Annotated in this window: 20 protein-coding genes; 12 read left to right on the top strand and 8 right to left on the bottom strand. The window is 45.4% G+C overall.

Annotation, left to right across the window (positions count from 1 at the left end; genetic code table 11):
• Positions 1–24 precede the first annotated feature (24 nt).
• On the top strand, positions 25–927 hold the full coding sequence (gene purU, locus ACTXGJ_RS03480) for a formyltetrahydrofolate deformylase (RefSeq protein WP_443565141.1): 903 nt from the start codon (positions 25–27) through the stop codon (positions 925–927).
• Between the two features lie 65 nt (positions 928–992).
• Here purU and ACTXGJ_RS03475 read toward each other — a convergent pair whose 3' ends face one another.
• Complete coding sequence (locus ACTXGJ_RS03475) at positions 993–1,784, bottom strand: cytochrome C assembly family protein (protein ID WP_443565239.1); 792 nt, start codon at positions 1,782–1,784, stop codon at positions 993–995.
• Between the two features lie 378 nt (positions 1,785–2,162).
• Here ACTXGJ_RS03475 and ffh point away from each other — a divergent pair, with 378 nt between their 5' ends.
• From ffh to ACTXGJ_RS03440, 7 genes are all read left to right on the top strand, one after another.
• Positions 2,163–3,725, top strand: coding sequence for a signal recognition particle protein (ffh, locus tag ACTXGJ_RS03470; RefSeq protein ID WP_443565140.1), 1,563 nt, complete (start codon positions 2,163–2,165; stop codon positions 3,723–3,725).
• A gap of 151 nt (positions 3,726–3,876) precedes the next feature.
• Entirely contained in the window at positions 3,877–4,593 is a 717-nt protein-coding gene (tsaB, locus tag ACTXGJ_RS03465; RefSeq protein ID WP_443565139.1) for a tRNA (adenosine(37)-N6)-threonylcarbamoyltransferase complex dimerization subunit type 1 TsaB, read from the top strand.
• A 232-nt stretch (positions 4,594–4,825) separates the two neighbouring features.
• Positions 4,826–5,668, top strand: coding sequence for an undecaprenyl-diphosphate phosphatase (locus ACTXGJ_RS03460; RefSeq protein WP_443565138.1), 843 nt, complete (start codon positions 4,826–4,828; stop codon positions 5,666–5,668).
• Positions 5,646–6,518 carry a class I SAM-dependent methyltransferase gene (locus ACTXGJ_RS03455; protein WP_439241519.1) on the top strand — a complete coding sequence of 291 codons (873 nt, stop codon included), beginning with the start codon at positions 5,646–5,648 and terminating at the stop codon, positions 6,516–6,518. Before ACTXGJ_RS03460 ends, ACTXGJ_RS03455 begins: the two co-directional genes overlap by 23 nt.
• 60 nt (positions 6,519–6,578) lie before the next feature.
• Complete coding sequence (locus tag ACTXGJ_RS03450) at positions 6,579–6,818, top strand: hypothetical protein (protein WP_201609707.1); 240 nt, start codon at positions 6,579–6,581, stop codon at positions 6,816–6,818.
• Between the two features lie 14 nt (positions 6,819–6,832).
• Entirely contained in the window at positions 6,833–7,771 is a 939-nt protein-coding gene (ubiA, locus tag ACTXGJ_RS03445; RefSeq protein WP_439241517.1) for a 4-hydroxybenzoate octaprenyltransferase, read from the top strand.
• Complete coding sequence (locus ACTXGJ_RS03440) at positions 7,764–8,411, top strand: DUF4112 domain-containing protein (RefSeq protein ID WP_439241515.1); 648 nt, start codon at positions 7,764–7,766, stop codon at positions 8,409–8,411. Before ubiA ends, ACTXGJ_RS03440 begins: the two co-directional genes overlap by 8 nt.
• 52 nt (positions 8,412–8,463) lie before the next feature.
• Here the strand turns inward: ACTXGJ_RS03440 and ACTXGJ_RS03435 are convergent, their stop codons facing one another.
• The 6 genes from ACTXGJ_RS03435 to ispZ all read right to left on the bottom strand — a co-directional run bounded on the left by ACTXGJ_RS03435 (position 8,464) and on the right by ispZ (position 13,257).
• Positions 8,464–9,081 (bottom strand): hypothetical protein, encoded by a 618-nt coding sequence (locus tag ACTXGJ_RS03435; protein ID WP_443565137.1) that lies wholly within the window; start codon positions 9,079–9,081, stop codon positions 8,464–8,466.
• Between the two features lie 118 nt (positions 9,082–9,199).
• Complete coding sequence (locus ACTXGJ_RS03430; RefSeq protein ID WP_443565136.1) at positions 9,200–9,625, bottom strand: secondary thiamine-phosphate synthase enzyme YjbQ; 426 nt, start codon at positions 9,623–9,625, stop codon at positions 9,200–9,202.
• A 12-nt stretch (positions 9,626–9,637) separates the two neighbouring features.
• Positions 9,638–11,704, bottom strand: a complete 2,067-nt coding sequence (gene mnmD / locus ACTXGJ_RS03425; RefSeq protein ID WP_443565135.1) for a tRNA (5-methylaminomethyl-2-thiouridine)(34)-methyltransferase MnmD — start codon at positions 11,702–11,704, stop codon at positions 9,638–9,640.
• 141 nt (positions 11,705–11,845) lie between these two features.
• Entirely contained in the window at positions 11,846–12,298 is a 453-nt protein-coding gene (locus tag ACTXGJ_RS03420) for a hypothetical protein (RefSeq protein WP_443565134.1), read from the bottom strand.
• Positions 12,295–12,603: a YciI family protein gene (locus ACTXGJ_RS03415; protein WP_443565133.1), complete on the bottom strand. Its 309-nt coding sequence runs from the start codon at positions 12,601–12,603 to the stop codon at positions 12,295–12,297. Before ACTXGJ_RS03415 ends, ACTXGJ_RS03420 begins: the two co-directional genes overlap by 4 nt.
• A 102-nt stretch (positions 12,604–12,705) precedes the next feature.
• Positions 12,706–13,257, bottom strand: a complete 552-nt coding sequence (gene ispZ, locus ACTXGJ_RS03410; protein ID WP_443565132.1) for a septation protein IspZ — start codon at positions 13,255–13,257, stop codon at positions 12,706–12,708.
• Positions 13,258–13,482: 225 nt separating this feature from the next.
• Here ispZ and ACTXGJ_RS03405 point away from each other — a divergent pair, with 225 nt between their 5' ends.
• Positions 13,483–14,367 carry a PHP domain-containing protein gene (locus tag ACTXGJ_RS03405; protein WP_439241501.1) on the top strand — a complete coding sequence of 295 codons (885 nt, stop codon included), beginning with the start codon at positions 13,483–13,485 and terminating at the stop codon, positions 14,365–14,367.
• Between the two features lie 189 nt (positions 14,368–14,556).
• Positions 14,557–16,005 (top strand): GGDEF domain-containing protein, encoded by a 1,449-nt coding sequence (locus ACTXGJ_RS03400; RefSeq protein ID WP_443565131.1) that lies wholly within the window; start codon positions 14,557–14,559, stop codon positions 16,003–16,005.
• Between the two features lie 52 nt (positions 16,006–16,057).
• Here ACTXGJ_RS03400 and truD read toward each other — a convergent pair whose 3' ends face one another.
• On the bottom strand, positions 16,058–17,251 hold the full coding sequence (gene truD, locus ACTXGJ_RS03395) for a tRNA pseudouridine(13) synthase TruD (protein ID WP_443565130.1): 1,194 nt from the start codon (positions 17,249–17,251) through the stop codon (positions 16,058–16,060).
• A 456-nt stretch (positions 17,252–17,707) separates the two neighbouring features.
• Between truD and ACTXGJ_RS03390 the strand changes: the two genes are divergently transcribed.
• Together ACTXGJ_RS03390 and ACTXGJ_RS03385 are read left to right on the top strand one after the other, a co-directional pair.
• Positions 17,708–19,315 (top strand): FAD-dependent oxidoreductase, encoded by a 1,608-nt coding sequence (locus ACTXGJ_RS03390; protein ID WP_443565129.1) that lies wholly within the window; start codon positions 17,708–17,710, stop codon positions 19,313–19,315.
• A 104-nt stretch (positions 19,316–19,419) separates the two neighbouring features.
• Positions 19,420–20,091 carry a GNAT family N-acetyltransferase gene (locus ACTXGJ_RS03385; protein ID WP_443565128.1) on the top strand — a complete coding sequence of 224 codons (672 nt, stop codon included), beginning with the start codon at positions 19,420–19,422 and terminating at the stop codon, positions 20,089–20,091.
• The last annotated feature ends 3 nt before the right edge of the window (positions 20,092–20,094 follow it).

Raw genomic sequence — 20,094 nt, 5'->3', positions numbered from 1 at the left:
TTTTTCCTTTAAATTAGGCGCACTATGTTGAATACTAAAACCTCAAATACACTTTCTACAACCTCCTCAATAATCACCGACACCGCCACCCTACTCATAAAATGCCGCGATCAAGCTGGCATCGTGCAAGCAGTCTCAGAGTTTATCCATCGCTATGGCGGTAATATTATTACTCTTGATCAATATTCAACCGCGCATGAAGGCGGGCAGTACTTTATGCGTTTAGAGTTTGCTTTAGCGGAACTGAGCACTATCATTGATAACTTTGAGGCCAGCTTTGTTCATACCGTTGCCAAGCGCTATAATATGACTTGGCGACTCCATAACAATGCCGTTAAGACCAAAGTCGGTATCTTAGTCTCGAAGTTTGACCATGCCCTGCTGGATTTATTATGGCGGCATCAGCGTGGTTTATTAGACTGTGCTATTACTATGGTGGTCAGTAATCACGAGGACTTGCGGCAGGCGGTAGAGAACTTCGGGATTCCTTTTCATTATGTGCCAGTGACCAAAGATACTAAAGAAGCAGCAGAAGCGCAGATCGATAAGCTGATGGTAGATAATGACTTGTTAGTGCTGGCGCGTTATATGCAGATATTGTCATCAGACTTCGTCAAGCGTTGGCCGATGCAAATTATCAATATTCATCATTCATTCTTACCGGCATTTGTGGGCGCAGATCCGTATCGGCAGGCCTATGAGAAGGGCGTGAAGTTAATTGGAGCGACGGCTCATTATGTGACAGCAGAGCTGGACCAAGGTCCTATCATTGAGCAAGATGTGCACCGCGTCACCCATAGACAAGGTGTACCTGAGCTGCGAGCTATTGGCCGCGATATCGAGCGTAATGTATTAGCGCGCGCGGTGAATTGGCATGTACAAAATCGAGTCATAGTCGCCGGTAATAAGACAGTGGTGTTTAATTGAGTAAACTGAGTTTTGAGAATTATTTAAGGTGTTGCTCACACAGTTTCATAAAAGCTGATGATCACTCAAATCACCAGCTCCAAGACAAACTTACTGCCAATAAAGCCAACCGCTAAAAGAATAAAGGCGTAGATGGTGATGTTGGCAGCTCGTTTACCTCGCAAACTACCGCGCCAATTCCCTATTAATAAAAACCCGAACAGCAGCCATGATAAGATACTAAATACGGTCTTGTGTGCGATGTGCTGCGCCATGAGATCTTCGACATAGATAAAGCCAATACCTAGCGCCACGCTAAGCAGCACAAAGCCGACTAAGATCATGTCGAATAATAGCCCTTCCATACTTTGTAAAGAGGGCAGTTTATTGACCCAAAAGCGGTGGATGGTTTTGTGCTTAAGCTCACGAATCTGCAGACGTAAAAATAGCGCTTGTACCGCGGCCATCAGTAGCACACAGTAAGCGGCGAATGAGAGGATAATGTGCGCCTCAAGGCCCAGACTGACATCAGTCAAAGGCTGATAAGGTGCGCGACCGATATAGCCTGCTGTCATACCCAGTAAGGCCGTTGGCGCTGCCAAAATTCCTAAACTGATGATAGGGCGGTATAATGAAAACAGCACATAAAAAAATAAGAAAAATAGACTGGTTAGACTAAGAACGTTAAATAGATTAAAATTTAAACCATAAAGGGTGACAATATATGGATATAACAGCGCCGCGTGAGCCAACATGCCTAGCAGCAAAAGGCTCAAGCTAACGGTTTTATGGATAACTCTATTCGTCGTCAGCGCCCAACCGATATACAGGCTGACCGCAATATAAGCCGTACTGGCAATCACAAACGCAAGTAACACAGGCATGCCTCATGAAGTAGCAGGAGCGCAGCACTATCGCTATTATGACTTAGCGGCGCGCAAGTGACTGCTAAAATGATATGATTAGAATAATCGTTCAATTTATCATAAAATGGTCCCTAGTTGAGAATCATCTCATTTATTCTTTTTGCAATAAGCCTCAAAACCTTCATTCTAGCCTTGCTGTATGGTTTTTAGGTTGAGCTGAACTAACCATTGCTCCTTAAGGCTGATGCACAAAGCTAGCCTATAAAGCCCAAACCCTATTTAGTAATAATTTGCCTGTTATAAATCACAGAACACAGAACACAGAACACAGAACACAGAACACAGAACACAGAAAACGATAAAACATTCACTGAAATACGAGAAATACTTATGTTTGATACCTTAACCGAACGCTTATCGTCGAGTTTGCGCAATATCGCTGGTACTGGACAGCTCACCGAAGATAATATTAAAGACACGCTGCGCGAAGTGCGCATGGCGCTATTAGAGGCCGATGTGGCGCTGCCAGTGACCCGCGATTTCGTTAAACGCATCAAAGAGCAAGCACTAGGTGCTGAAGTGCTCAAAGAGCTAGCGCCAGGACAAGCCTTTGTAAAGATCGTCCATGACGAGCTGACGGAGATGATGGGCAGCGCCAATCAGCAACTAGAGATGACGGGCAAACCGCCGGTAGTTTACTTGCTCGCCGGTCTACAAGGCGCGGGTAAAACCACTACCGCCGGTAAGCTGGCCAAATATCTACAAGAGCGGCAAAAGAAAAAAGTCATGCTGGTCTCAGCCGACGTTTATCGTCCGGCAGCGATTAAGCAGCTTGAGCAAGTGGCCGGTCAAGTGAATGCTAAGTTTGTCAATTCTACGGTTGAAGAAGATCCGATTGATATTGCCAAGCGTGCTATCGAAGAGGCAAAGATCCAATATCAAGATATCTTAATCATCGATACCGCCGGTCGTCTAGCGATCGATGAGGCGATGATGAGTGAGATTAAGGCGCTGACTGCAGCGGTCAATCCGTCTGAGACGCTGTTCGTCGTTGATGCGATGACCGGGCAAGATGCGGCCAATACGGCCAAAGCCTTTAATGATGCGCTACCATTGACTGGTGTCATCCTCACCAAAACCGATGGTGACGCGCGCGGCGGTGCAGCCTTATCGGTACGCGCTATCACTGGCAAGCCTATCAAGTTCTTGGGCCGCGGTGAGCAGTTAGACGCGCTTGAGGCTTTCCATCCTGAGCGTATTGCCCAACGTATTCTTGGCATGGGCGACGTACTGAGTCTGGTCGAGGAAGTCGAGCAAAAGATTGACCGTGATAAAGCCGAAAAAATGGCGAAAAAGATGCAAAAGGGTGGCGACTTCGACCTTGAAGATCTACTCACTCAGTTTCAGCAAATGAAGAGCATGGGCGGCATGGCAGGGTTTTTAGATAAAATGCCAGGTATGGGCGGCTCTGATATGCAAAAAGCCGTCGAAGATGCTAAGCCTGAAGAAAAAGTGCGGGAAATGGAGGCGCTAATCAATTCGATGACGCCGTTTGAGCGTAAAAACCCCAGTAAGATTAACCCCAGTCGTAAGCGCCGTATTGCTGCAGGCTCAGGCCGTGAGATTCAAGACGTCAATCGTCTGCTTAAGCAGCATAAGCAGATGGCTAAGATGATGAAAATGATCTCTAAGCCTGAAGGTATCGGCAAAATGATGAAGTCCATGCAAGGTTTGATGGGCGGTGGCGGCGCATCTGGTGGCGGTGGCCCGTTATTCGGCGGTGGTAGCAATTCTAAAGGGCAAGGCGCAGGCGGCATGAAAAATGTCAACCAAGCCGAGATGGCTAAGCAGATGGGACTGGATCCCAATAATATGCCAAGCGCGGAAGACATGCAAAAGCAGATGCAAGAGATGCAAAACCAAATGCCAAAAGGCTTTAAAAAGCGCTTTTAATAAACGTTATAATGATGCATAACAAAGCCTCAAAGCCTCAAAGCCTCAAAGCTAGCTTTAGCTTTGAGGCTTTGTGTTATTATAAGTGCTGTTTTATAGCTGCTAATTTGCCAGCGAAAAATCTAAGTCTTTAAGAGAAGCCGAGGTTATCATGTTTTTAGCTATGGATACCGTGTTTGATCAATGTTCGGTCGCCATATTGGATGGCGAAGGTAAAGTTGTCTTTAACCAAACCGAAAAAGGCAAACGTGAGCAAACGCGGCAGATACTACCGATGATAGAAGCGGCCTTACAAGCTAGCGACTCGCAGCTTAGCGATATACAAGCTTTGATATTCAATCGCGGACCAGGCGCTTTTAGCGGTATTCGTATCAATACGGCCGTGGTACAAGCGTTATCGGTCGCGCATGATTTACCGTGTGTTGGCGTATCGAGCCTGCAAGCTATCGCACAGACTGCATATAAGCAATACGGCTTAACGCACGTTTACAGCGCTCTTGATGCACGTATGCAGCAAGTGTACTTTGGTGAGTATGTGCTAGCAGATAACGACAGTGATAATCCCGTGATGCAGCCCGTATTCAATAGCATTGACACTGGTGTAAATGAAGAAAACAGTACAGAGCGCTTAATGGATTATGAGCGTCAAACTGAGAATGATTTACCAATAGTAGGCAATGGATCAAGACTGCTAACCTTGCATGCGGATCAAGTCACTCACGAGGACGTTTGGCCAGATGCGTCGATCATTGGGCAAATGGGTATCGTCCAATTTATGGCGAATGGCGGCACCGAAGCGGCTGGTGCCTTGCCAAAGTATCTGCGTAATCAAGCTTGGAAGACTTTAAAAGAGCAAGGCAAAGCTTAAGGGTCTTAACGGTTATCTATTTGCCTTTTTTAAACAAAAACAATATTTAATATAAAAGATTCAATATAAAAATGTTGTAGCGCTATTGGGATGAATTTTGTGCAGCCTCTGTGTCAGCAGCACGCAAGGAAAATTTATACCAGTAACGCCTTTCAATTTATGTCAGTTTTATTTTTAATTGACTATATCATCACATCAAGCAGACACTAAGTCTGTGGTTAGGAAAGCGTACGTGGATATCATTTTATTACTTCAAGCTGTCATCATGGGTATCGTTGAAGGTATCACTGAGTTTTTACCCATCTCTAGCACCGGCTATCTGATTCTATCCGCTGATATCATGAGTTTTTGGACTAAAGAAAAAGTCGATCTTTTCGTCGTCGTTGTGCAGCTAGGCGCTATCCTTGCAGTCATCTACGACTATTGGGGCAGACTCTGGCAAGCGCTTATAGGGCTGATAACCGGTCAATCAGAGACAATGGCAAATCCGCGTCAGCTCGGACTCAGTCTGATTATCGCCACCATTCCGGTGATGATCGTCGGCTTTACTTTTGCCGATCAGATCAAGGCGTATCTGTTTAATCCTATCGTCGTCGCCATTATGCTGATTATCGGTGGTTTGCTCATCTTTTATGTCGAAAAGCGTCCCAAAACTATCGTCGCAAAAGAGGCGGAGGACGTCAGTTTTAAGACCGCGCTTATGATAGGTTTGTTTCAATGTTTAGCTCTGATACCGGGCACTTCACGCTCGGGCGCAACTATTATCGGCGCGCTTTGGCTTGGCGTCTCGCGTAAAGCCTCGGCTGAGTTTTCTTTCTTTTTGGGTATCCCAGTGATCGTTGGTGCAGGCTTGCTTGATTTGCTTAAGCATCATGAGGTGTTGACTAGCAGTGAGGATTGGCTGGTATTAGCGATAGGCACGGTCGTATCTTTTATTGTAGCGCTACTTTGTATTCGCTGGCTTGTGGCATGGGTCAGCCGCCGCGACTTTACTATTTTTGCTTGGCTACGCATTGTCACAGGCGTCGTGGTATTGCTAGCGGCTTGGGTGTTTGGGTATCAGTTTGCAGGATAAAGCGATAAAACTACTTTATGTTGATGGCTCGCAGCTGTCAGCTATTGAGCGCTTACGGACCTTAATCGCTGACAATAAACTACCGATAACTCTCGATTTAGAGTTCATGGAAGGCAAAATAAAACAGCGGCTAGCCGAATTAAACAATGAGGGCGATAAAGCCGCTTTGTTACTGGATAATAAAAACAAACTATCCTTATTAAGCGCGGCTCTCAGCGTAGCGCCTGAGTGGGATAAATTACAGCGGCGCGTAGTGAGCGCAGGGCGCAAGTCGGAGTTAATCCTAAAAGCCGCAAAAATTAGCGCAGACAGCCAAGTGCTAGATGCAACCGCAGGTTTTGGTCATGATAGCTTGATACTAGCGAGCACGGGCGCACAAGTGATGATGCTAGAGCAAGAGCCGCTGATGGCACTGTTATTATTGAGTGAGCAGCAGCGCATGAGTGCGCAGCCCAATTGGCAAAAGCTGATGGCACGGTTGACTATTATCAATACTGACGCGCTAAGTTATTTTGCACAATTGCAGAATGGCACTACTGGTCAAGCAGCAGGAATTAATGTCGTTTATTTGGATCCGATGTTTCCTGAGGACAGCTACCAAGATAGTAGCACCGGCAAAGGCGCAAAGGTAGGCAAGCAGATGCAAGCGCTGCATCACCTCGCTCGTCCGCCGACTTTAGATGAAGAGATGGCTCTACTAAAAAATGCGCAGGCCGTGGTGGCCGATAATCAAGAAGAACGAGGACGGGTTATCGTCAAGCGTCCGCAGCAAGCACCATTTTTGGCTCAGCAAAACCCCGATGAGAGTTGGCATAATGCAGCCGTCCGCTTTGATGGTTATTTCGTTTAGTGGGATATGAGTTATTATATTTATATTGATCTTTAGTAGCAGTCAGCTTAGGGGAGAGCGATGTTAACTATCATAGTTTGGGCGGTAGGAGCCGCATTATTATTGATAAATATATTTTTGCGCACTCGTATTTTGCGTTTAGAAGGTGAGCTTAAAAAGCTGCGCAGTCCGCAAGAATATATGACTTATCTACGTCAGCAAAACGTCCAAGACAATAAAGTTGCAGCAATCAAGGCATTGCGTAAGCAGTATCCTGAGTTGTCATTAATCGAAGCTAATAGTCTGTATGAGAACCTATAAAGAGCATCAAAGTTATGAGTAGTACGCCCTTAGAGTTAAGCCTAAAAGACAAGCTGCACGCTTATATGCAATTAACGCGCTTTGATAAGCCGGTCGGTATTGAGCTCTTGCTATGGCCGACGCTTTGGGGCGTGATGCTAGCGGCGATGGGTCAGGCTCAGCAGCAAGGCGCAGTTGCCGGTCTGCCAAGTTTGCGCGTGTTCATTATCTTTGCGCTTGGGGCTATTTTGATGCGGGCGGCAGGCTGCGCGATTAATGATTTTGCTGATCGTAAAGTGGATGGTCATGTGACGCGTACAAAAGGTCGTCCACTTGCCGATGGTCGGCTTTCTGGTCGTGAGGCGATAGCAGCGTTTTTAGTATTAGTTGTCCTTAGCGCTTGTTTGTTATTCTTCTTACCGATTCAAGTATTTTATTGGTCACTTGGTGCGATCGTTCTGGCCTTTATTTACCCCTTTATGAAGCGCTTTACCCATTTGCCGCAAGTGTTTTTGGCCGCGGCTTTTGGTTGGGCGATACCGATGGCTTATGTCGCGGTGCAAGGCGCGCCTGATATTTGGTGTTGGTTACTGTTTATCGCTTATATGTGTTGGACGGTTGCTTATGACACCCAGTACGCGATGGCGGATCGCGAAGACGATCTAAAGATAGGGGTCAAATCCACTGCGATACTCTTTGGCCGGTTCGATATCGTGATCATCTCTATCCTGCAAGTGCTCTTTTTATTAATAATGGGCGTGGTATTCTGGCATTATTTTGCGCCAACGAGCTTGAATATTATTCCTATCTTTGGTTTGGCGTTAGTGGCGATGATGTTCGCTAAGCAAAACAGTGCTTGCGCTAGCCGTCAGCCGATACCTTGCTTTCAAGCTTTTTTGGCCAATATCTGGGTCGGGCGTTACGTCTTTGCCTTAACTGCTATCTCTTGTCTATGGACGACCTTTAATGGGTAAATTATCTGAGTCACTAAAGCGCTACTCGACCAAAAACCCTGCAGCGAATGAGGTACAAACGGCTTATGAGATAAACCTTGCCGAGCACGGGTTAACCCGCGAGCAAGTCATTGCCACTGAGCGCAAACTCGCCAAGTTCGCTAACACTATGGATTCTGTGGTGCGCATACCTTTCACTAAGCAAGGTCTAGGCGCGGATGCGGCGCTGTCAACCATTCCGCTAGCAGGCGATATAGCGGGGCTGATATTGACCAGCTATGCGTTTATTTTGGGTCGACAATTAGGCGTTCCTGCCAATAAAATGACCCCAGCGGTGCAACTAGCCTTGGTCGACATGGTAGTCGGCATAGTGCCGGGCATCGGCACTTTACTCGATATCTTTATTCGCCCGAGTCGCAAGACTTTGACTATCGTGCATCAGCATTTGCAAGACGAGTACGGCATTACTGAGACCACCCATATGGATCGGCCGTTTCTACATCAAAGCCTAGAGGATAAGCAGCGGCAAAGTGGCTTTTGGCGTAATTCTATTGTTGCTTGGCTCTATCTGCATATTCCTGATATTTTAGGGCTCATTATTATCGTTTTTGTAGTGTTAGGACTTTGGACAGTGATTAAATGGTTAATTGGTCTGTTTTAGTAAGCTGAATATTGCTTAGACTTAGTGTTTGTTATTTAATTAGCGCTATGCCCTAAGGCTGAGTCACCACTTCCGCCTCAGCGCTAGTCGCTTCATAACTCGTGGTTTTACCATTCTGCAGCACATCTATACTACTACCACCGCCATGGCTGACCAGCTCTATACTACCGTCCTTAGAGCGATAAGTTGGGTTATTGCCTTGGCCTTCAGGCGCACTTAACGTCATTCTGGGCTTATTAGGCAAAGTGACGATAGCATTTAGCACGCCTGTCGCTGAAGTCTCAAAAACTACGGATAAGCTCTCACCTGACGCACTTCGATACTCTACATCCGTAATCTGCGTACCCTTTATCGCCTGCTCAGGATTAGGGGTCGTTGTTTCAGCATTAGGAGTTACTCCTGCTGCACCAAGATTATTCTCAAGTGACTTAAGCTCAACATCGCGCTCGCTTGGCGTATCTTCTATAGTTGTAGCCTCAGTTTGTTGATTTGTTTCATTATTGACGACGGTTTCTGTATCAGGAGTGGTTACAGGTGCTGCTGATTCTTCTACCACTACAGTGTCAGTTTCCGGCTCTTGTTGACAAGCTATCAATGTGAAGCTTGCTATACCTAAACCCATAATAGGTAGCAGGCGAGTTTTAGCTTGAATCGTAGATGAATTTTTCATAGTTGATATCTTATTATTAATAATAGAAACGCTGTAACTCGTAAAAGATTACTTAAATTTAAACACGCTATCATTGAGCTAACCATTTATTTATCTAGCCATTTTTCTTTGTATAAACTCAACTGCTGACCGTAATAACGACTCGGCGCGAGCCTCCATAATCCCTATGCTCACACAAATAAATCCCTTGCCAAGTGCCTAGCCCTAATGATCCATTCACTAGCGGTATGGTCAAGCTCACGCCAAGCATCATACTTTTAAAGTGCGCGGGCAAATCATCAGAGCCCTCAAGCGTATGACGATACTGAGGTTGATCGGCGGGCGCTATCTTATTGAGCCAATCCTCGGTATCCCAGCGCACATCAGGGTCGGCGTTTTCGTTAATAGCAAGACTAGCTGAAGTATGCTGCAAAAATAAATGCACTAAGCCTATTTTTGCTTCACTAGAGATAAGCTGATCGATAGCTTGGTTAATCTGCGGCGTAATGATATGAATACCGCGAGCGTAAGCGGGTAGGGTCACCATGGTTTGTTGATAAGGCATCAGATGGTCTCGCTATGAAGTTAGTGGCGTCTGCAGGCGAGCACGATTCGGCGATAACTTACTAAGCATCTCGCTCGATAAAGGCGCAAATGCTCCTAGCATGATATCAGCCAAAGCTTGCGCGCAAAGCGGTGCAAAGGCATAGCCTTTCGCGCCCATCGCACTCATGACCCATATGCGCTTACTGCCTGCAGGTTGTCCAACTATAGGATGATAGTCTGGTGTCTGCGTGCGTACGCCTGCGCGTGCTTGCCAAGACTGCGTATCGCTCGGAATAATGGGCTCAAGCTCAGGAATAGCTTTGATTAATTTATCACGGCTGACCTCATGCTCGTCTATCCGTATACTAGTATCGATATCATTACGCACAAAGCTTGCGCCCAATAAAAACTGCGGCTGATGTTCTAGCACAGGGTTTAAAGTACTATCGCCAGCTTTTGGAGTAAAAAGGGAGCAATAACCGCCATATTTAAGTGGTAGTTTCGGCAGGCTTGCAAGCTGCTTAGGAGTTGGCGTAAACCAAGACAGTTGCCCGCGTATCTTGCGACAATCAAAGATACGCTCGTCTAAATAATGGCTCTCAAACGCGGCGCAAATCACTACATTATCTGCTTGCAGCGTTATCTTGTTGGCACTTTGTTCTTTGTTATCATGACCGCTAACGCTGATATAGTCTTTTTGCTCATCAATCTTAGTCACTGCCAATGTCTGAAAACTAATCAGCGGATGACTCAGAATAACGTCTTTTAAAGCTTGCGGATTGACTAGCCCTGATTGCGGTAAATACAGGTTTTCGGTCAAGTCTTGCGCCGTTAATCCTGATAATACCTTTGCCTCGCTAGCCGGTAAGGTCGTCGCTAAATCATCAGGATAGTCGGCAATTTGACGGCTATCGATATTGGCCTTCAATAATAAATCAAGCGCCGCTGTTGGCTCGATAATAGGCGTAAAACCCTGCTTTTTTGCTTGCTCGTTAAGCTGATGATAGAGGCGACTACTGTAGAGATAACCGATCGTATGCAGGTGTTCATCGACATGATGGAGTGGCGTCATCTTCGGCGCGAGTAGGGCGCGGGGATTACCTGATGCGCCTGCTAATGGTGCGACTTTATCAAGTAGAGTAACCTCAATACCGCGATTGGCCAGCGACCAAGCCATCATTAGTCCCGCAACCCCAGCACCGATAACAAGATAGTGGTTATTGTCTAGACTAAATGTAGAGTTTTGCGAGGTCTTATCCTGAGTAGGACTTGCAGGGAGATCCTCACTGACTCTCGCAGTCAACATCTCACGCTTACGCCCAAAGCCTTTGACTTTTTTTATAGTAAAGCCATGCTCCTGTAAGCCACGTTTGACCACCCCGGCACAGCTATAAGTCGCTGCGGTAGTGCCAACCGTTGACAGACGCTGCAATTGCGCAAAGATAGTCGCTGCCCACAGCGATTCATTGCAAGAAGGAGCGAAACCGTCTAAAAACCAAGCATCCACTTGCGGGTTGTGGCTGTCAGTTTCAGTATCTCTAATATCCGTCGCTAGTTTGGCTAAACTAGTCTGGGCCTCACCAAGCCAAATATCGACTGTGAGATTATCTTCCTCAAAATGCAGACGATGACAGCCTTCGATAAGGCTAGGGTATATAGATAAAAAGCGCTCAATGTTTTGCGCTAGCTCAGGTGCGCGCACGCTCCATAAGCCCAATATCTGCCGTAAATCTTCGAGTAGAATAGGGTGTTTTTCGGTGGTGATAAATTGCAGCCGCGCCGTTGCTAGGTTAGTATGAGTACTTCGCAGTTGCTGCCATAATTGCCAAACGGCTAGCAAATTAAGACCGGTACCAAAACCTAATTCTGCAATGGTAAAGCACTGATTAGCTCTAAGATTTGCCAAGCGCTCAGCAAGCTGATTGCCCTCAATAAAGACATAACGCGACTCTGCTAAGCCATCGGCATGGGAAAAATATACATCGCCAAACTCGCCAGATATCGGCACTCGGTTACCGCTATCATCCGTCTGCCATGTTATATTGGCAGGAGTAATGACGTTTGCATAATCGCTGTGGCTAAAAGGAGGAGTAGACATACAAAGCTCAATAACTGAGAGGGATAAAAGAGGAGATAGCTGATATAACAATCGATATCAGCTTAATTCATCAAATAGCATAGCAGGGTCAGCAAGAGATAGGGACGCTCAAAGTTATCAAAGCTATCAAAATTATCAGAGCTACCAGCGCTCTCGGCGTACGAACACCAGCCAAGAAATAAAAATACCGACCAATAAACTAATCAAAACCGTAAAGGCGCCGTATAAAAACAGCTGACCTTTGCTCTCATAAACTAAGACATTGGCCTGCGTCTGCAAGTCATTGACTTGGCGTTGCAATTGCGCATTACGGCTGAGTAGCTGTTGGTTAGCGGCTGAGAGTGCTTTATCTGTTGGCTGTAACTCGGCAGCTAGCGTCGGCTTACCATCGGCATCTAGAGTAGCAGCTGGGCGCACCGTCGATGTCGTTGTAGCCTCAGTTGGCGCTGTTCCGGTTTGGGCTGTTGCCGGTTCTGTAGAAGGTACGGCGGATGCAGCTTGCACACTAGCAGCGCTGAGAAGTAAGGATATAGCCAGTAGACCGAGCAAGGCGCACTTAATGGCATAAGCTGGCGCTAAGGACGTTTGACTCACGATGAGACCTTATCACTAGGTAGGGTGTGAATAAAAGGTCTGACATCAACATGGCTATAAACGCCATCGCGTAGATACGGCTCAGCGTCGACCCAAGCTTGCGCTGCTTCCAAAGACTCAAAATCAGCGATAATAACACTGCCGGACATCGGCTCAAGACCGTGCTCGATAGGCGTGGGACCAGCGATAATCAAACGCTTATCGCGATCCAAGGCTTGCAGGCGCTCGACGTGTTCTGGCCGCGTGATCTTACGCTGGGCGCTGCTATTTGCTACATCGTGACCAATAATTACAAATAAGGGCATCGAACTTCCTCGAAAATAAGTAAGAATAAACAATAATAACGACTAATCATTATCAAAATCGGCATTTAGGTCAGGGCGATTTTTATTGTAATTTAACCAGCACTATTTAGATTTTTGATCCGTTAAGGCAGGATTGATATGGTTTTTTAATACCGCGAATTGCGCGATAATAAATACCAGCATAATAGGTATCCAGCCGTAGGTTTTAAAATTAATCCAAGCCTCATCAGACATGGTAAATGCCGTGATATAATGAAGCACTCCCATTAATACAAAAAATAAAGCCCAAGCGACAGTCAGCTTTTTCCAGCCGCTCATTGTCAGAGTGAAGACCTCTTTCATCGCCATTTGCATCAAGGGTTTATTGATAGCAGCACTGATAAACAAAGTTAAGGCGAAGATGCCATTAATAATAGGAGACTTCCAACGCAAGTAGATATCGTCACGTAGTAGCAGAGTGCCGCCACAAAAGACGATAGTCAATAATAAAACCACCCACTGCTGCTTATCGAATTTGCCTTTTTGGCGAATAAAGTGGATGGCATAAACCAGCACCGTAGCGATAAGCAAAGCGCCCGCCGCTGCCAAAATACCATTTTGTCTGGCGACAATAAAGAAGGCAATTAAGGGAATAAAGTCTAGTAAGGCTTTCATAGCAAATGAGATGTCCAACAAAAAGTAAAGTGTAGTTTACACGTCTACTGTGCTAAAAAAAAGCAATCAGGGCGGCAATCACCTATATAAGTAACCATTATAGTCATTCTGTATAAAAAACATAGCATAGGAACTGAAGATTGGGTTGCTCAATTCGCCTCAACCCTTATCGCTGTTAAATGAAGGTTTTTAATAGCATTTTTTAATACCATTAAGGCCAACTTTATGAAAATAGATTTACATTGTCATAGTACTTGCTCTGATGGCACTTATGCGCCTACTGAGGTCGTGCAGCGTGCTCATAGCGCTGGTGTTGAGGTATTGGCTTTGACCGATCACGACACGCTGTTGGGTATTGATGAAGCGAGAGCAGCGGCTACTGCTTGTGGTATGCAGCTGATTAACGGCGTTGAGATCAGCTGTGAGCACACGCTAACGGGTGGTTATGGCAAAAACAAATCCACCAACAAGATCATTCATGTGGTGGGGCTTGATTTTGCTGATCGCGCGCAGATGCATGCCACCTTGCAACAATTACAAGACAGCCGTGCTACGCGTGGTCAGCGGATCGTCGAAAAACTCAGTGAGCTTTTGGATATCGATTATGAGGCGCTGTGGCAAGACGTCCTAGCCAAAGCGGGCGACAATCCGCAAGCAGTGGGGCGCGCGCATATTGGGCAAGTGTTGTTTGAGCGCGGCGAGGTCAAAACGGTACAGAAGGCATTTGACAAATATCTAGCAGATAACAAACCTGCTTATGTCGCTATTGAGGCACTGAGCATGGCACGCGGTATCGAGCTTATTCATGCTTGCGGCGGTAAAGCAGTACTCGCGCATCCTACCCGCTATCAGCTTTCAGCTACGCGAGTGCGTAAGCTTATTGCTGAGTTTGCCGAGCTTGGCGGCGATGCTTGTGAGTTGCCGGCGAATAGTGAGCCTATCAGCACACGAAGAATGGTCGATCGCACTATCGCTGGGCATCAGCTAGCCACCTCTATAGGTAGCGACTTTCATGGTAGTAATATGCCTTGGCGACGCCTTGGTGATGTGCCTACTTTGCATGAGGAGCAGCAAGGGATTTGGCAATCCTTTGACTCATTATCTCGCTAGTACTAGCGAACTCTTCAAAGCTATTAAGGGTTTATAAGTGCTAGGGTCGAATGTTCAATAAACCCTAAACGTAGGTCTGCTGAATTTTTACGCTATTAAGCGTTTTATGATTGAATCAGGGCGTTACATTCGATAATATCAATAAAAAACTCGATTTATTTATACCAACCTGCCTGCGGCTGCGTATCCATGGCTATTTCGATATATCAATTAGGCTATAAGAAGCTCTCTCAGATTATATTTGAATGGCAAGTAGCGGATCGTACCTCGCTACTGGCCTTATTTATCTTTATAGAAGTTGCTCTACATTGGTTATGGTTTTTAGTGGTATGGTTTTGCCGAGATACCGTTGAACCTTATGTCGATATGCAGTTGTTTTATCCGCTTTGGCTAGGCGTTACGGTCACTGGGGTGCTGTTATGGTGGATGATTGGCTATTTGGCGCGCATAAAAAGTAACTATAAACGATTACTGCGCTGGCAGCTTATACTGGTGCTACTCTACACGGTTTATATCACTTCTATCATCGTCATGGTCGGCTACAGTAGTTTAGTCGCTGGCGTATCGCTGATTGGCGGTGCTATTTTGGGGATGATGCTCATAAAGCGTCGTTATGTTTGGCGCATATTTTTATTGCAGATATTTTTAGTACTATTGGCCATTATCTCTCCTTACTTTGGAATTAGTTTGCCTAATTTGCGGCAAATGCCTGTCATCTCTCCGCTTATCGATATTTATAGTTATCTTACTTATAACGAGATTATGACTATTGAAAACGCTATTGCCGCTTTTATTTTTACGAAAGAAACTTTAGGTTGGGACGATATTAGTGAGCTACAGCGTTCATCGACTTTTTTTTGGCGCGCAACTCATGTCTATTTGGCGCTCCCCAAAGCGCTTTTTACCGTCTATATTTTTCGTAAGCTGTTATATATCTTGGATGAGAGTAGAAAAGAGATTTTGGAGCATGCTCATAAAGATGAGCTAACTACTTTAGATAACCGCCGTTATGGCTTGACGCAAATGCAGCAGAGCTTAGCAGAAGCGACAAATACGCAAGATTATAGTGTGATTTTATTAGATTTAGATCTTTTTAAAGAAGTCAATGACAGCTATGGACATCAGGTAGGCGATCAGGTGTTACGCGAAGTGGCTGAAGTTTTAATCGCTTCACTAGCGGCGACTGACGCTATCATCAGTCGTTATGGCGGTGAGGAGTTCTTGATTTTTCTCCCTAATACAGCGCATGCCGAGACTCTAAGCATCGCTGAGCAGTTGCGAGAAAGCATCGCTGAACACATCATCCAAACCGAGGAAAAAGCTAGCGTCAAAGTGACTGCGAGCTTAGGGGTTTATACCTTAACGGCTGATGAGCTAGCGGTGATAAAAGAAGAGCATGTCTTAAAACAAAAAGCAGTACTCAGCTCGCAAGCGAAGCAAACGCGCCCGCGACTACCAGCATTTAGCCAAAATAACGTAAGCGGCTCTGCTAATGCCTTATCTGACATTCAGCAGCAGCTACCCAAAGATATTTGCCAATACTTGATCAGTAGCGCTGACAAAGCACTATACGAAGCCAAAGATAGAGGGCGTAATGAGGTAGTCAGTGCTAACGACTTACTAGTAGTAGAAATATAAAGTCGCAATCTTTATCTTTGTAGCAAGCAATAGGCATTTAAACGTTTATAAGCTATCGTACTTTTAGATGCTCAACCAAGCTTGCTAATACGCTAGTGGCAAAACTCCCTGTCGTCAGGGTAAAGCTCAAAACTAGCGTTTGTTCAGCGCTTTGCTCATCTATCCATTGCCAACTCAAATCCTTAACCGGTAGTCGCAGCGCTCGTCTTTGCGCTTTTATCTTGCGCTGCTCAAGTCCTGTTGCCAATTCAGCCAATAAATCATCTTGCTGTACTATTGTGTTTTCTATGTCAGCGGCATCGCCTGTTACTTTATCATTGCTCACACCCCACATTACTGCTGTCGGATGAATATCACCGCTAGCCACTCGCGCTTGTAGGGTTTCATCAAGGTGCTCGCTGGCAAATACCGAGCCTGAGCCATCTAAGTTAAACACTTCGCCATTTACCCCGGTATTCCAACTACCATCTCGTACTCTAGCCGCTAATATCTCATTAAATATCAGGCTTCGCGCTGCTGATAGCTCCATCGCGTTTTGTTCTCTTGGTTTACGTTTGCTTTTTTTCTTTGCAGATGGGGTGTTTTGCATGGGTCTGGCAAATAGAGTTAGCGCCTCGCGAATATTATTACCGCCAAAGCCAAAACGCTGCGGACCAAAATAATTAGGCACGCCTGTATCGCTAATACTCATTAGATGCTGCTCAACGAGTGCTTGATTATCTACAAGCGTTGAGCTATCAGCAAACTCTAATTCTCGCAGAGTAACCTCTCGTAAAGTAATGATAAATTGATTGGCGTTATGCGTACCGCGGTTCAGTTTTTTATTATGCCAATGCCCAGCGAGGATATTGACCATTTCATGCTCTTTTATATCTACAGGGGCAAAGTCGCTAGCGGGTTTATGCTTTTTAGGAAGTCGCAGACTAAACCATTGCTTGGTTAAAGCTTGACGATCTTTAAGTCCCGAATAGCCAACATCACGCAAGGGAATCTCTGCCCATTCGGATAACAGTTTGGCAAGGTAGGCGGTATTCACCCCTGATTTTTCTATATGTAGCCATAAATGCTCGCCTTCATCGGTAAAGTCTACCTCTAACCGCTCATTAACTACAAAGTCTTCAGGCTTAGCTTTATAAAGAGCCTGCTCGATGGGCGGCGTTATCGGCTGCGGTAAATTTTCAGTATTCGTTATCGCCGCAAAGTTGGTAGTCGCAGGATCAAAATTTGGGTTATCTATAAAAGTCATAAAATAGTCATTTGATAAGTGATAAAGAAGTGAATAAGGCGTTTTGATTTAATAAATAAGTAAAGTAGCATAAATTGTTAACTCTTAAACCATCAGGTTTTAAGATAACTGCTGAAAATTTACGATTTGCAACGCGCTAGATATACAAAAAAACAGCGCAGGCTAAGTGGTCTTGCTACTATTGAATATAAGGCTATTTTAATGATACTTATTTATTTGCGTTATTATAAAAGCATAGCTTCACAATCAGCTAAGTATGGTCAATTCGAAATAAAATCGATAGGCTTATATGGTCGTGCTACTGGGATAAATTTTGTGCAGCATCGAGGAGTGCGAAGCGCACAGCAAGCAAAGAAAATTTGTACCAGTAGCACTTTAACGGTTTTAAAGTGAGTCCCTATAGATTCAACTACTATCAACATACAATAATGAACGAGCAAACGTTAAGGATAACTTATGACTAACAATAACCAGATCACTATTAGCACAGAGGGTATCAAAGATGGCGGTATGAAGTCGTTTAAACAAGACGACGATAGTATCATTTTAATCACTCGCGATGGCGACACCTTTAACGCTTTTGATGGTAAATGTACTCACGCAGGCGCAGACTTGGGCGAAGGCTTACGCTGCGGCAATCGTGTAATATGTCCTTGGCATCACGGCACCTTTGATAGCACTGATGGCTCACTGATAGAGCCAGTCGCTATGAAAGGTTTGACTCGCTATAACGTTATAATAGAAGGCGATAATTTGATCGTTGATACTGCTAACAATCTCAACGAGCGAGCAGATAACGATAAGCTTAGCGAAACGCATACTATCATCGTCGGTGGCGGCGGTGCTGGGTTTATGACTGCCAATCAGCTGCGTCACACAGGTTATGGCGGTAAAATTACGCTAATCAGTGCTGATAACACAGCCCCTTATAATCGCCCTTTGTTGTCCAAAGCATTTCTAGCAGGGCAAATGGACGAAGGTAAACTTATCTTAGGAGGCTCAAATTGGGCAGATAGAAACAATATCGAATTGCGCCTTAATCAAAGGGTCAGCGAAGTCTTGCCGAACGAGAATGCCATCATTATCAAAAATAATAATGGCGATGATGAAAAGCAGAGCGCTGACTTTTTGGTAGTCGCTACCGGCGCAGAACCTAAGATACCGCCTTTTAAGGGCGCGGATCTTAAAGGCGTGTTTACGCTACGGAGCATGAGTGATGCCAAAGCTATCAAACAGGCCAGTCAAGATAAGCATGTAGTCATTGTCGGTACCGGCTTTATCGGTATGGAAGCCGCAGCGGCGCTATCGCAGGCAGGCGAGGCCGCTTCTATTACCGTCGTTGGTCGCAGTCCTCGGGTGATGAGTAATATCGTTTCCGAAAGCGTCAGTAATACGCTAATAAAAATGCATGAAGACAATGGCGTAAGCTTTGCCTTTGGCGCGAACGTTGCTGATATTAATGGCGAAAATGGGACTAATAAAGTCACCGGCGTTACTTTAACTGATGGCAGTAAGATAAAAGCTGACGTGGTTATTTTGGGTACAGGGGTAGCGCCGCGAACCGACTTGCTTGAAGAGGTTAATGATCCTGATGGCGTGCAAGTGGATAATGAGTTACAACTGCGTGATGGGGTTTACGCGCTAGGCGATATTGCCAAAGCCAGCAATCAGATGGGGCGTATGCGTATTGAGCATTGGCGCGTGGCTTTGCAGCACGGTATCGTTACCGCAGGCGCTATCTTAAATGATGATAAAGTCAGTAGCTTGGAAGAGCGTATTCCTTTCTTTTGGACGGCGCAATATGGTAAAAGTCTGCGCTATAGCGGTCATGCGGCGACCCCAGATAAAGGTATCTTGTTTGGCTCTCCAGACGATTTAGATTATATCGAGTACTATTTTGATGACGAAGGTGAGAATACTCGCGCTAGTGCAGCAAGCTCCTTAGGCCGTGATAAAGAGCTGATTGCTTTTAGCGAATTATTGCGCCGGGGTCACGCGCCAACGCGGGCGCAAATTAACGCCGGATTTGACATTATTGAGCAAGCTCACGCATTATCACGTTAAATCCAGATAGATAACAGCAGGCTAACTGATATGATAGAGGCTGATCTAAACAGTTAGGTCAGCTTTTTTATGGGAAGTAGGTTATAAGATTAGAGAATAGAATAATGACTAATAACACTAAAAACACAACTTCTAAAAATGCAGACTTTAAAAATACAGGGTCTATCAATAAAGAGGCTATCAACAAAGAAAAAGTATTTTTACGCCAAGCTGAAGCTGATGATGTGAGCGCTCTAGAGCAGCTATTAAACCTCTGCTATCGCCAAGACCAAGGCTGGACCAACGAGGCTGATTTGGTCGGAGGTATTCGCACTACGCAAGCAGAATTAGCTAGCGTTATTGCCAATCCTAAGCATTATGTTTTTGTTTATCCAAAGACCGATACAGGTGAACGCGGTGGGAAAGAGACGGGCGAGCTATGGGGCTGTATCGCCGTCGATATAAAAGTCGAGGTAGGCTTAAATAAAAAGGATCATAATAACAAAGCTTATATCGGTATGTTTGCCGTACATCCAGAGCTGCAAGGGTGCGGCGTAGGCAATGTGATACTACAGGCGGCTGAGACTTTTGCGGAACGGCATTTACAAGGTAACGATCGACCCAGCCGACTTACTATGTCGATCTTAAGCCATCGTCCTGAATTATTGGCTTACTATCAGCGCCGTGGTTATCAGTTGAATGGTAATAGTATGCCGTTTCCTGTTGATGGCAATAATGGTGAACCTAAGCGTCAAGACTTAGCGTTATTGGAACTTGAGAAAATCGTCAACGCATAAACG

Source organism: Psychrobacter sp. 1Y11, assembly GCF_052259045.1.
GTDB lineage: Bacteria > Pseudomonadota > Gammaproteobacteria > Pseudomonadales > Moraxellaceae > Psychrobacter.
The sequence above is the reverse complement of the archived record's forward strand: the minus strand, read 5'-3'. Positions and strand labels throughout refer to the sequence as shown.